Below are 12,579 nucleotides of genomic sequence, written 5' to 3' on the forward strand. Positions count from 1 at the left end.
GTATGGGTTATGTCGCAAGAGAGCTCAGTCCAAAAAGTAAGCTATTGCTTGGCTTAGGATCATTTTTAATTCCTGTGCTTATTTGGTGTGCAGTGAGTTATTTGCCATTTTTATGGCATCCGCAGGTGCAAATTACGCAGTCTGGCAGTGTGCCTTATTTTCAGGTGGATAGCCGTGTCGACAAAGCGGTGTTTTATGCCGAAGCGCAATCTGCGGTCAATGCAGGTTTAGCGCCACCTCAAGGCAAACTGGTCAATCCAATCTATCTACCTGCACCGCATGAAGTGGCAAAAGCGCTGGTTACGGCCTTTATTACTCCGCCTGCCCAACCTGATGCCCCATGGTTTCATCAAAGCTTATGGCACAGTATTAAAATTGTGTTCAGCGCTTTTTTTATTGCCTCTCTCATCGGAATTCCACTCGGTATTCTTTGCGGTTTTTCTCAAAAAATATCACAACTGACCGAACCTTTCGTTGAGTTTTTTCGCTACTTGCCTGCTCCTGCTTTTGGTGCCTTAGCCGTTGCGATTTTAGGCATTAATGATGCACCTAAAATCGCCATTATTGTGATTGGTACGCTATTTCAGCAAATTCTAATTATTGCCAATACCACACGGATGGTTGACCGGGGCCTGATCGAAGCAGGTTTTACGCTGGGTACCAATAAATTGAAAAGCTTATTTCATGTGGTGATTCCGACGGCGCTTCCCGACATTTACCGCGACTTACGTGTATTGCTGGGCTGGGCTTGGACTTATCTGATCGTATCTGAACTGATTGGCACAACCTCTGGGATTACGTGGTTTATTACCCAACAAGCGCGTTACCAAAATTTTGACAATGTCTATGCCGCGATCCTCATCATTGGAGTGATTGGTTTGGTATGCGATGTGCTGCTAATGAAACTCGGACAACGTCTATTTAAATGGAAAGCAGGAGCAAAATAATGAACAGCACAGAATTTAATGCCACCTCTTATTTCGATGCAATTTATGCGCGACCTGTCCTTTTAGAAGCAAAAAAACTTACACAAAGTTTTAAGCACGGCAAAACTGAACGCACTATTTTAAATCAGTTGGATTTAAAGATTCATAAACGTGAATTTATCTGCGTGATTGGCCCATCGGGTTGCGGTAAATCGACCTTTAGCCGAATTGTGGCTGGTCTTGATCCTTACAGTAGCGGTGAATTGCTGGTCGATGGCCAAGCGATTGAAGGCCCAAGCCCTGAGCGTGGCATGGTGTTTCAAGGCTACACGCTTTTTCCATGGAAAACAGTCAAAGAAAATGTGATGTTCGGCCCTTTAATGAAAGGTGCCAGCAATGCTTCGGCTGAATCCAGCGCCCGCGAATGGATTGATATTATTGGTCTAGAAAAATACCAAGATCAGTACCCGCATCAGCTTTCTGGTGGGATGAAACAGCGCGTTGCGATTGCCCGCGCATTGGTCAATGAACCCAAAATATTATTGATGGATGAGCCTTTTGGCGCGCTTGACCCGCATACCCGTCAAAAAATGCAAAAACATTTAATGGATCTTTGGCAAAACATTGATATCACCATCATTTTTGTGACACACGATATGGATGAAGCCATTTTATTGGCGGATCGTATTGTAGCGCTCAAAGCCAATCCTGGTGAAATTAAAGAAATTATTGAGGTCGATTTACCCCGTCCTCGTAATCCTGAACTCATGCTGAGTCCTGAATTTAAACAACTGCGCGAACGGGTAGATTTCTTGGTGCATGCACAGGAAGACGAGCTCGACCCTGCAATGGAGAACTTACCGAAAATTCCGCGTATGACCCAAGTCAGTACACAAAAATAACTGGATTAATCCCTCTTCATCTTTAGGACGGCCTAAATGATGTACTACAGCGTTGGACGGCCAACATTATAGGAATTGAAGATGAATGAATCTTATATTTTGCCACTTGTTGATATTTCAAAAATGCAAAGTACGGTACTGTCAGAACGCTTAGAAGTAGCCTCTGCATTGGATCAAGCCTGTAAAGATGTTGGTTTTCTATATTTAAAGGGTGATCAGTTCAATTTTGATTTTGCGACATCACTAATTCAGGTGGCAAAGCGTTATTTCCAACAAGATACCGCCAGTAAAATGCAACACTATATTGGGCTGTCGAAAAATCACAGTGGATATGTACCAATTGGTGAAGAACAATTTTCAGGCAACAGCTACGACCTAAAAGAAGCCTATGACGTCAATTATGATTATCACGGCGAAACTACGGCATTTCCATTGCTTGGCCCTACGTTATGGCCAAATGATGCCACATTTAAAAGTACCGTCAGTGATTATTACTGCCATTTACGCAGTATTAGCGAGCAGATTTTTCAGGCCTTTGCTTTAGCATTGAATGTAGATGAGCATTTTTTTGATTGCAAAATTACCCATCCGACCAGCCAACTGCGTCTAATCCATTATCCCTATAACCCTGAAGTGAAAGATGCCGAAGGTATTGGCGCGCATACAGATTATGAGTGCTTTACACTGCTCTTACCGACTGCACCAGGTTTGCAGGTACTAAATAAACAAGGTGAATGGATGGATATTCCATTGATTGAAAATACCTTGGTGATGAATATTGGCGACATGATGGAAATTTTGTCGAATGGCAAATATTTGGCCACCAAACACCGTGTTAAAAAAGTCTCTGAAGAACGCTACTCTTTCCCCTTATTCTGCGCCTGCAATTACGACACGATCATTGAGCCAGTACATTCAACTGAAGCGCCTAAATATCAGCCCTTAATTGGTGGTGAACATTTATTTAATCAAACCGCGCAAACCTTTAGTTATCTCAAAAAACGTATCGCTTCAGGAGAGCTGAGTCTAAGAAATGCTGTGCCTTTGTCATCATTTGGTATGGATGAAAATACAGAAGTACAAGGAGCAAGCGCATGAATCTATTTCAGGCTTTAGCACAGCTTCCAGCCAGCCAAGAGGTTTCAGGTCCTATTCCAGACTATTTGTATGGTGCTTTTCGCCGTAAAAGCATTAGTTTTTCAAATGGTTTAACGGATGAAAAAACCATTGTGTATTGGTTTCAGTCACGTAGTTTCACCATCGATCTACGTTTAAAAAGCCAAGAAAATACGCCAGTAAATGAGCGTCAAGGCTGGATTGGCAACACTCTTTGGGATGCTGAACAGCAATTATTGTCTTGGGATGTTAAAGCACACTCAAATTATCAAAATCATGTGCAATGGCCAGAACCTGCCAAACTGCATGCGATTGGCAACTGTATTTTAGAATTCTCTCCAAGCAATGTGTATGTCGAAGACTGGCGTCAGCAAGTTCATGAAGGGCTATTTTTAGGCCTGCGGTTGAAGTCAGCCCTCGATGTAGAAAGTCATCAACCATTGCCGATGGATGGTGGTTTAATTATTTGTGATAAGTATGTGGCCTTTGCACTGAGCCGTTTACCTACAGATCAGCAAACAGTTGCCAGCATCGACATATCATCTGCACCTACTATGTATAAAACGGTGATTGAAAGCTTTGAAGTTTCCATCGCTGTAGATGGTCTGCATAAGCACTATACAACGACTTCATCTCAGCAAAATCAAGTGCTTAACTTTGATCATTTTGAAGTTATTGATGAAACACATTTAAAGCAAAACGTAATTATTAATGGTCAAGCAGTACAGCTGATGTTCGAGGTGGATATTTATGTTCCACATTATGCATTTCAGCATCACACTGATACCACGACAGAAAGCACAGATTGGTTACGAAATGAAAAACAGCACCTCTTGCACCATGCAGTAGAATGCCTATAGGAAATCAATGTCGTTTATATATTTGCTCATTGCAATCATTGCCGAAGTGATTGCTACATCCGCCTTAAAAGCCAGTAATGGCTTTACCGAACTAGTACCTATTATTTTTACCGTATTGGGCTATGCCATTGCGCTCTTCTTTTTAGGTTTGACCTTTAAATCGATTCCTATGGGATTGGCATACGCCATGTGGTCGGCTGCAGGCATTGTGCTTATTTCATGCGTGGGCTGGTTTGTGTTTAAACAAAATTTAGACCTACCTGCCATGATTGGTTTGGCCTTTATTTTATTGGGTATTGTGATTATCAATATTTTTTCTAAAAGCACAGAGCTTTAAAATGTCGGTTTTGAAATGTAGTTTTTAAATAATATTTCTGAAATTTTAAAGACTTAAATTGCTATAGATAAAAATACTCTAGCTAGCTGTTGCACACTAGAGCATACTTTTCGAATGAATAAACTATAATCTGTCGGCTTCTATAAAATGCCTTTCACTAGAAAAAAGCATCCAACAATACATAACAGCACAGCAAAACATTTTTTCAGTACTGCTGGTGAAAGCGCATGCGCAGTTTTCGCGCCATATTTAGCCGTAAAGAAACTCATCACACTAATGCCCAAAAAGGCATAGATATGAATAAAGCCAATGGTATTTGGAATTTCAACATGCTGCTGCATGCCAAAGAACATAAAACCTAATGCGCCAGCAATGGCAATAGGTAAACCGCAAGCGGCAGACGTCCCGACCGCTTTTTGCATCACCACGCCATTTGCCGTTAAATACGGCACCGAAATACTGCCGCCGCCAATCCCGAAGATGGCCGATGCAACGCCGATACCCGAACCTGCTACAATTTGTTTAGCTGTAGATGGTAGTGTTTTATTTGGATCGACTGGCTTTTTTGCTCCCATAAACATGGTATAAGCCACCCAAAGTAAAAACACACCGACAATCATTTGCAGATGCAAACCTGACAGCCAGCCTGCAATGCCCGCGCCTGCAAAACAGCCAATCGCCATAGACGGAGCTAAATTTTTAAATACAGGCCAAATCACAGCGCCATTTTTATTGTGCGCCATCAAGGAGCTGATCGATGTCACCACAATCGTAGCCAAAGATGTGCCGAGCGCCAAATGCATAATCACATCGGGACTATAGCCCATTTGGCTAAAAACAATATAGAGCAAAGGCACAATGATAGTACCGCCACCGACGCCAAACAGCCCTGCAGCAAAACCAGCAAATGCACCAATAATTAAGAAAGTAATGAGTTCCACAATATACCGATTTAAAATGAAGAGAAATCTTGTATAAATCAAATATGTACTATCATTCGGTGAATAATGAATGTTCCCTCTCCTTTTTTAAAGGATGAGGAACATGCTCCTCATCACAAAGGGAGAAGCAACTTTTAGTTACTCATTTAAAATCACATTCTGAATGTTTTTTGACTTTGGCAAGAAATCTAATATTGATTAAAAATAAATCACGAAGTGATTAAGCCAACTCCACTTGACCTACAGCATGATAAGCACGGTTGAAATACACCAAACTCTCTTCCTGCTGACTTTGCTTGATTGCGACCACACGGCACATAAACACACTGTGCGTACCCACTTCTTGAATCTGTTCAATCTGACAGTCAAAACTGACCAAAGCATCTTTGAGTATTGGTGAACCTGTTTCTAATACAGTCCAAGAACCCAATTTAAACCGCTCTTCCGAACTGAATTTGCTTGAAGCAAAAGCATTGGAAATTTGCTCATGCTGTGCGCCCAAAACATTGACAGACAGAACTTTATTTTCAAGAAAATGCGCATGAGAACGAGATGATTGATTCATACAAACCAGCAAAGTTGGCGGTGTATCTGTCACACTGCATACTGCTGATGCTGTAAATCCATGCATGCCTGCTTCGCCCTCAGTCGTAATCACGTTGACTGCAGTCGTCAATAAAGACATTGCATTTCTAAAATCAGTTGCTTCAATCATCTCTTCAATCTCAATGGTCTATATGGCTTATCTCTTTCTCAGGTTTGGGCAAGAGGGAATTTAATTTTCCTTTTTGCCCTTACATGAAACTGAGTCAGCTCGAATTTATGCAGTCAATTCTTGGCGAATAATGGCAGCGCCTGCGCTTAACGCATTTAGTTTGCCTTGCGCCACTCGGCGAGGTAAAGGCGCCATACCGCAGTTTGTTGAAGGATATAGCTTGTCGGCATCTACAAATTGCAATGCTTTGCGTAATGTATTGGCTACTTCTTCTGCTGTTTCAACCTGATTGGTTGCTACATCAATTGCGCCAACCATCACTTTTTTACCGCGGATGAGTTCGATTAAATCCATTGGTACACGAGAGTTTTGGCATTCAAGTGAGATGATATCGAGCTTCGATTGCTGCAGTTTCGGGAATGATTCTTCGTATTGGCGCCATTCATTACCCAAAGTCTGTTTCCAATCGGTATTGGCTTTAATGCCATAACCATAGCAAATGTGAACAGCAGTTTCACATTTCAAACCTTCAAGCGCACGCTCTAAGGTCGCAATACCCCAGTCATTGACTTCATCAAAAAATACGTTAAACGCAGGCTCATCAAATTGAATGATATCTACGCCTGCCGCTTCAAGCTCTAACGCTTCTTGATTCAGGATTTTAGCAAATTCCCAAGCCAATTTTTCACGGCTCTTGTAATGACCATCATACAAAGTATCAATCATCGTCATTGGGCCAGGCAGTGCCCATTTGATCGGCTGATTGGTTTGGCTGCGTAAGAATTTTGCATCATCAACAAACACTGCTTTCTTACGCGATACTTCGCCCACCACAGACGGGACACTCGCATCGTAACGATTACGAATACGCATCGTTTCACGCTTTTCGAAATCTACCCCTTCAAGATGTTCAATAAATGTGGTCACAAAATGCTGACGGGTTTGTTCACCATCACTGACAATATCAATGCCTGCATGGATTTGTTCATGCAAAGATAATTTCAACGCATCACGTTTTGCATCTAATAATTCTTCGCCTTCAAGTTTCCATGCTGACCACAATTTTTCAGGTTCAGCCAGCCAAGATGGTTTAGGTAAGCTGCCAGCAGTTGAAGTTGGGAGTAAAATGGCCATATTCGATCTTCTATCTCTATTTTCTTTTAAACGGGTGTTTTAACTCACCCGCGGTTTCATCTATTTACGTGTTTTAAAATTAAGCTGCATCTGCATTTTCAATACTAAAATTAGCAGCCCACTCATTCAAAATGTCTTGATATGGCTGGATAAAGTTCTCTTCCGTCCATTTGCCCTGTTTAACCGCCAACTGGCCACGTTCAACACGGTCGTACACAATACGGGTTAATGAGTAATCGCCAAAGCTTAAGCTTGGTTGATACACTAAACCTGCTGTCGCATTGGTATTGTAAATTTCAGGACGGTAGATTTTTTGGAAGCTTTCCATGGTGCTGATCGCGCTGATCAGTTCGAAATCTGTATAGTCGCTAAGCAAGTTATTTGCTGAATAGAATGCCAATGGTGCAGTCGCATTTTCAGGTTTGAAGTAACGAACGCTTAAGCCCATTTTTGCAAAATAGTCATCGGTACGTGAATGGTCATCATTGGTGTATTCCACACCTAAGATCGGATGTACATTTGCAGTACGGTAATAAGTTTTTGTCGTTGAAACACTTAAGCAAATCACAGGCTGTTTTTTAAATTCAGCTTTGAATACTTCTGAATTGATCAAGTGTTGATAAAGCTTGCCGTGCAAATCGCCAAAATCTTCAGGTTTTTCATTGAATTTGCAACCGAGTGCTGGTAATACTACGCTGAAGTCATAGTCACGTACATACGAAGAAAAACTGTTGCCAATCATGCCTTCAATGCGTTCATTGGTTTTATGGTCGATGATGGTACTTTTTAAAGTTTCAATAAACGGGAAAGTTTGACCGTTGCCTTCTACATCCAGCTCAGCAGAAATAATGTCAATTTCAAGTGAATAACGATCCGCATTTGGGTTATCACAGCTGGCCAAAGTGTTGAAGCGGTTATTAATCATTGCCAAAGTACGGCGTAAATTTTCTTCACGGTGTTCGCCGCGTGCCAAATTGGCAAAGTTCGTTGTTAGACGTGTATTGTCAGCTGGTTTATAGTTTTCATCAAAGCGGATACGTTTGATTGAACATGCAAATTTATTACTCATGGAGATTCACTACCCTAAAATTAAAATAATCAAAATTTCTGTATGGAGTAATTTATACGTGAATCTTAAGATGAATAAAAATGATTTAACCTCAATACAAAGTGAGTTAAATTCATGTTTGGTAATTTTATAAGATGAATTTATTTCAATTTAGCTCAATGAGCGCACTTTAAAACTGACTAACCCGTAGAATAAACTTAAATTAACCTTTGTATAAACAATACTTTATGATTTTATTAAATGCATATTCATATCAGCATTCTGCTGATTTTTTGATGTTTAAATGAAGCTGATTGATAAGAATGTCCACTTTTAGAATGTGGCTATTTATTATTCTAAGTGAATTAAACTCAGCTTAAACTGAGAAAAGATCAAATCATTAACTGGATTTTCATTTCTTATATTTAGGTACAAGTACCCAAATTTATCATTTAGATACTTGCCCTATATTTGTAAATTGCTCTGTCAACACTTTAAAAAATAAAAGATTTATGCACGACAATCCCTGTCATTGCCCCATCACCTACGGATAAAGCAACTGAACCGCCTGAACGTGTGACATCACCACAAGCATAAATTCCTTTGACATTTGTTTCTTTTGCTGGCGAAGTTTTAATGGCCTCGCCATATTCATTACAGTCGATTTCTAAACCTAAATGATGAATCCAGTTCGATTGCAGACGAGTAACAGTCGAAACAAATAAGCCATTCAATTTAATTCGTTCACCATCTGCCATTACAACATCACAATGACCTTCAATATGGTCAATTTTACGCGTTTCGATCTGTATTTGACGTTTAGAAAGCTTCGCTAATAACTCATTATCCAATTGATCTACTGCAATTGCATCATTTAAAAATAAAGTAGTATTGCCCCAATCTGGCAACATCAACGCCATGTGCAATGAATGCATACCCGAAGCCAACATACCAATTTCACCTAAATTCAGTTCATAGCCATCACAATATGGGCAGTGATAAATAGATTTCCCCCAACGTTCGGCCAAACCATCAACTTTAGGCAATTCGTCACGTACGCCAGTGGCAATAATCATTTTTTCAGCTTGAATGTGCTGATTACCTGCAACAATTAAATATTTTCCATCAAGCGCTTTTACATCTGTAACCGTTTCAGCAAGCCATGAAATCGTGGAATACTTTTCTAATTGTGCTTTAGCTTCTGCTGCAATAGCACTTGGTGATCGGCCATCTTGCGTCAAAAAATTATGTGAATGTTCAGCAAAACGATTACGACGTTGCCCTGCCTCAATAATTAAAATACGGCGGCGCGCACGTGCTAAAGGTAAAGCTGCAGAAAGCCCTGCATAACTACCACCAATAATCACAACTTCATAATTCATATTCATAATGCCTATATGTAACTTTAAAAGTTACTATATCACTTAATATGCTTATAAGAAACTTTTAATGTTACAATCTATTAATTACCCTAATCATCTATTTCCTCATGCGTAAAGACAGTAAACTTTCACGAATGCTGCATGTCCTGCTGCACATGGCACGTGAAAATAAGCCTTTCACTTCAGATCAGATTGCCGAAATGCTGGAAACAAATCCTGTTGTGGTGCGTAGAACCATGTCTGGCTTAAAAAAACATGGATTTGTTGATTCTGAGAAAGGCCCTGGTGGCGGCTGGAGTTTGATTAAACCTCTGCATGACATTTCGCTGTATGACATTTACCTTGCTGTCGGTGAACCTTCTATTTTCGCCATTGGCAATGAAAATATGCAGCCAGATTGCTTGGTAGAACTGGTGGTCAATCGGGCACTTGATCATGTCTTTTTTGAAGCGCAAGAAGTGCTGATTAAAAACCTTAAAGCAACTCAATTAGACCAATTGGCGCATGATTTTCAGATTGAATGGAATCAGCAGATGAACACTAAATAAAATAAATGCATCTTCAAATTGATTTCAATTTTAAGTCGCTATACTGAATCTGACTCAGCTCCACCTTAGAAAAAATCAGCATATTCGGGCTTTGAAATGTCCATGAATCGCTAAAATATAAGGTTTAGATTTAAACCTTACGATTATGATGTCTAACAAACTTGAACGTCAGAAACTGACGCTCCCAACAGGTCATGACAAGCTTTTATTACACTCTTGCTGTGCGCCCTGTTCTGGCGAAGTCATGGAAACTTTAATTGAATCAGGTATTGATTTTTCGATCTTTTTCTACAATCCCAATATTCATCCAGTCAAAGAATATGAAATCCGTAAAGAGGAAAATATCCGCTTTGCAGAAAAACACAACATTCCGTTTATAGACTGTGACTACGACACAGACAACTGGTTTGAACGCGCCAAAGGCATGGAAAATGAACCTGAGAAAGGCCTCCGCTGTACCATGTGTTTTGATATGCGCTTTGAACGTACTGCATTATATGCGGCAGAACATGGCTTTAGCCTAATCAGCAGTTCATTGGGTATTTCACGCTGGAAAAATATGCAGCAGATTAATGACTGCGGGCATCGTTCAGCTTCACATTATGACGGAATAACCTATTGGGACTATAACTGGCGTAAAAATGGCGGTGCTGTACGTATGCTGGAAATCAGTAAAAAAGAAGAATTTTATCAGCAGGAATACTGCGGCTGTGTCTATTCACTGCGCGATACCAATCGCTGGCGCATGAGCCAAGGCCGTGACCGAATAAAATTAGGGGTGAAGTTTTATTCCAATGCGATGGATGAGGAAGCTTAAGTTCTGCACTTCGCTATCTTTCATTGATATTAATTTGATGTTGTTAAGCCCTGAAATTTTTACATCATTCAGGGCTTTTTTTAGCTATATTTCAACTTATTTCAGTTCTTCAACCAACGTTGGATAGATTGATCCATCGACATCCATTTCGGTTTTATAAATGCCATTGGCAACATTAAATTTGTTCACGTGATAACTCGAGCCATAAAGTGAATCAAATCCTGTACCTTTTTTAAAGACTTGTTTATTGGCAGCCAAGTCCAATAAATGTGTGCCTCCAATAAACTGTTCATATTGTGCAGGGTCAACACCAACTCGGGTTGACATGATTTTCACTGCATCGGCATGCGTTGCAGGGTCGTTGATGTATTTAACCGTTTTATCCCAAACTTGAATGATTTTTTTCCATTCTTCTTTGTTGGCAGATAAATGCGTCATGTTGACGGTTAATGTGTCGTAAATCAGACCGGGTTTATCTTTCGATGTATAAATGATTTTAGAACCTGCTACCGCTTTCAAAGCTTGATTTGCGACCGGTTGCCACACGGCAATCGCTGCAATATCAGGACTTGCAAATACTTGTGGCAGCTCATTGGTCATGGTGTTGACCAACTTCACTTCAGAAGCTTGAATTTTTGCATCATCCAAAGCCGTCGCTAAAAGCAAATGATCAACCAAGCCTTTTTCAGTCGCGACACTTTTTCCTTTTAAATCGGCAAGGCTATTGACGCCATCTTTAGCAATGATGACATCATTACCCGCAGAATAGTCCGTCGCCATAATCATGACGCCTTTCGTGCCGCCAGAACCCGTGACTAAGTTGTCGCCATTGGTGACCAAAACAGCATCCAACTGATTAGCCGCAAATGCAGATAATGAAGCTGAATAATCAAACCATTTAAAGTCCACATTGACACCGGCTTCTTTCAACCAGCCTTTTTCAATAGCAACTTGCCATGCGACAAAACCAGGCCAGTCGCTATAGCCAATTGTGATGGCTTTTGTATTGACTGTGCCTTCTGCTTGCGCGTTTGGTTCAGGTGTTTTCGCCGTATTGTCACAGCCACCTAGTAAGATAGCGGTCACAACGGATGCAGATAAGCAGGCTTTTTTGATCATAGTGAGATTTCCCCGATGGCATTACAGTTAAATTTGGTATTGGTGTTCAAAAACGATGATGTATTCGGATTGCTGACAGATTGAGCATGGCGTTTTGTACGATTTGGTCTATGGTTGGCTGCATTAGTATGTGCTTGCTGTTGGTCTGTCACTTGGTCTTTAAACTGACCTTGTGATCGATATAATTGGCCCATTTTAAAACTCCTTAATTCTTTGCATTTTGCGGAATTGGCGGCATCACAGCGTCCATCAACTCCAAATGTCCTTTAATCACACCCTTAAGTGCTGAAAAATGCTGACTGATAACTTTGAGCTCTGAACTGACGCCTTGCAGAATCATGACTTCTAAAATTTTGTGGTCATCGAGTTGAATATGCAGCGAGCTCACTACTTGTTCTAAAAACTGCTGCTGTAAATCTAAAAGCTGAATACGTAGCGCCGTACTACTTGCGTCATAAAGTAAGGTAAATGTGCCAACCATCACTTCGTTGCGCTGCTCCTGATCGGCAATCAGATGCTTATTGATCATGTCTACAATGGCCTGAGAACGGCTTTCATAATGCTGATCGACAATTTTTTGATCCAAAGCATCGACTGTTTTTTCAGGCACTGTAATACTGATACGCGCCAGCTTTTGTTTAGGCACTGTTTTTCCTTATTTTTTTTGCTGAATATAGAAACCCGCGCGGGCGCTCAGTAGCTCAATAAAAAACTGCTTTAATTGATGCAGAAAT

General features: G+C 40.6%; 15 protein-coding genes. 7 read left to right on the top strand and 8 right to left on the bottom strand.

Annotation, left to right across the window (positions count from 1 at the left end; genetic code table 11):
- The first annotated feature begins 2 nt into the window (after positions 1-2).
- The 5 genes from FTU37_RS00360 to FTU37_RS00380 all read left to right on the top strand — a co-directional run bounded on the left by FTU37_RS00360 (position 3) and on the right by FTU37_RS00380 (position 4,141).
- Positions 3-947, top strand: a complete 945-nt coding sequence (locus FTU37_RS00360) for an ABC transporter permease (RefSeq protein WP_180123559.1) — start codon at positions 3-5, stop codon at positions 945-947.
- Entirely contained in the window at positions 947-1,828 is an 882-nt protein-coding gene (locus FTU37_RS00365) for an ABC transporter ATP-binding protein (RefSeq protein ID WP_180123560.1), read from the top strand. The genes FTU37_RS00360 and FTU37_RS00365 overlap by 1 nt, the downstream gene beginning before the upstream one ends.
- An 81-nt stretch (positions 1,829-1,909) precedes the next feature.
- Positions 1,910-2,926: an isopenicillin N synthase family oxygenase gene (locus tag FTU37_RS00370; protein ID WP_180123561.1), complete on the top strand. Its 1,017-nt coding sequence runs from the start codon at positions 1,910-1,912 to the stop codon at positions 2,924-2,926.
- On the top strand, positions 2,923-3,804 hold the full coding sequence (locus FTU37_RS00375; RefSeq protein ID WP_180123562.1) for a hypothetical protein: 882 nt from the start codon (positions 2,923-2,925) through the stop codon (positions 3,802-3,804). The genes FTU37_RS00370 and FTU37_RS00375 overlap by 4 nt, the downstream gene beginning before the upstream one ends.
- A gap of 7 nt (positions 3,805-3,811) precedes the next feature.
- On the top strand, positions 3,812-4,141 hold the full coding sequence (locus FTU37_RS00380; RefSeq protein ID WP_180073918.1) for a multidrug efflux SMR transporter: 330 nt from the start codon (positions 3,812-3,814) through the stop codon (positions 4,139-4,141).
- Positions 4,142-4,281: 140 nt separating this feature from the next.
- Here the strand turns inward: FTU37_RS00380 and FTU37_RS00385 are convergent, their stop codons facing one another.
- The 5 genes from FTU37_RS00385 to FTU37_RS00405 form a co-directional block, all read right to left on the bottom strand.
- The gene (locus tag FTU37_RS00385) at positions 4,282-5,082 is read right to left on the bottom strand and encodes a sulfite exporter TauE/SafE family protein (RefSeq protein ID WP_180123563.1); all 801 of its coding nucleotides are present in this window, start codon (positions 5,080-5,082) and stop codon (positions 4,282-4,284) included.
- A gap of 220 nt (positions 5,083-5,302) precedes the next feature.
- Complete coding sequence (locus FTU37_RS00390) at positions 5,303-5,797, bottom strand: flavin reductase (RefSeq protein ID WP_180123564.1); 495 nt, start codon at positions 5,795-5,797, stop codon at positions 5,303-5,305.
- A gap of 105 nt (positions 5,798-5,902) precedes the next feature.
- Positions 5,903-6,931, bottom strand: a complete 1,029-nt coding sequence (locus FTU37_RS00395; RefSeq protein WP_180123565.1) for a methionine synthase — start codon at positions 6,929-6,931, stop codon at positions 5,903-5,905.
- A 79-nt stretch (positions 6,932-7,010) separates the two neighbouring features.
- Positions 7,011-8,000 carry a putative oxygenase MesX gene (locus tag FTU37_RS00400; protein WP_180123566.1) on the bottom strand — a complete coding sequence of 330 codons (990 nt, stop codon included), beginning with the start codon at positions 7,998-8,000 and terminating at the stop codon, positions 7,011-7,013.
- 473 nt (positions 8,001-8,473) lie between these two features.
- Positions 8,474-9,361, bottom strand: coding sequence for an NAD(P)/FAD-dependent oxidoreductase (locus FTU37_RS00405; RefSeq protein ID WP_180116979.1), 888 nt, complete (start codon positions 9,359-9,361; stop codon positions 8,474-8,476).
- Between the two features lie 107 nt (positions 9,362-9,468).
- Between FTU37_RS00405 and FTU37_RS00410 the strand changes: the two genes are divergently transcribed.
- Positions 9,469-9,909 carry an Rrf2 family transcriptional regulator gene (locus FTU37_RS00410; protein ID WP_180116982.1) on the top strand — a complete coding sequence of 147 codons (441 nt, stop codon included), beginning with the start codon at positions 9,469-9,471 and terminating at the stop codon, positions 9,907-9,909.
- A gap of 148 nt (positions 9,910-10,057) precedes the next feature.
- Positions 10,058-10,726 (top strand): epoxyqueuosine reductase QueH, encoded by a 669-nt coding sequence (locus FTU37_RS00415; RefSeq protein ID WP_180123661.1) that lies wholly within the window; start codon positions 10,058-10,060, stop codon positions 10,724-10,726.
- 96 nt (positions 10,727-10,822) lie between these two features.
- Here the strand turns inward: FTU37_RS00415 and FTU37_RS00420 are convergent, their stop codons facing one another.
- The 3 genes from FTU37_RS00420 to FTU37_RS00430 are packed head-to-tail and all read right to left on the bottom strand — an operon-like array spanning position 10,823 to position 12,491.
- On the bottom strand, positions 10,823-11,845 hold the full coding sequence (locus tag FTU37_RS00420) for an ABC transporter substrate-binding protein (protein WP_180064196.1): 1,023 nt from the start codon (positions 11,843-11,845) through the stop codon (positions 10,823-10,825).
- Entirely contained in the window at positions 11,842-12,039 is a 198-nt protein-coding gene (locus tag FTU37_RS00425) for a hypothetical protein (protein ID WP_180123567.1), read from the bottom strand. The genes FTU37_RS00420 and FTU37_RS00425 overlap by 4 nt, the downstream gene beginning before the upstream one ends.
- An 11-nt stretch (positions 12,040-12,050) precedes the next feature.
- A complete protein-coding gene (locus tag FTU37_RS00430) occupies positions 12,051-12,491 on the bottom strand; it encodes a CopG family ribbon-helix-helix protein (RefSeq protein WP_078190923.1) in 441 nt (146 codons plus the stop codon).
- Positions 12,492-12,579 lie beyond the last annotated feature (88 nt).

Origin of the sequence: Acinetobacter sp. YH12097, assembly GCF_013419225.1 — a bacterium.
Taxonomy (GTDB): Bacteria; Pseudomonadota; Gammaproteobacteria; order Pseudomonadales; family Moraxellaceae; genus Acinetobacter; species Acinetobacter amyesii.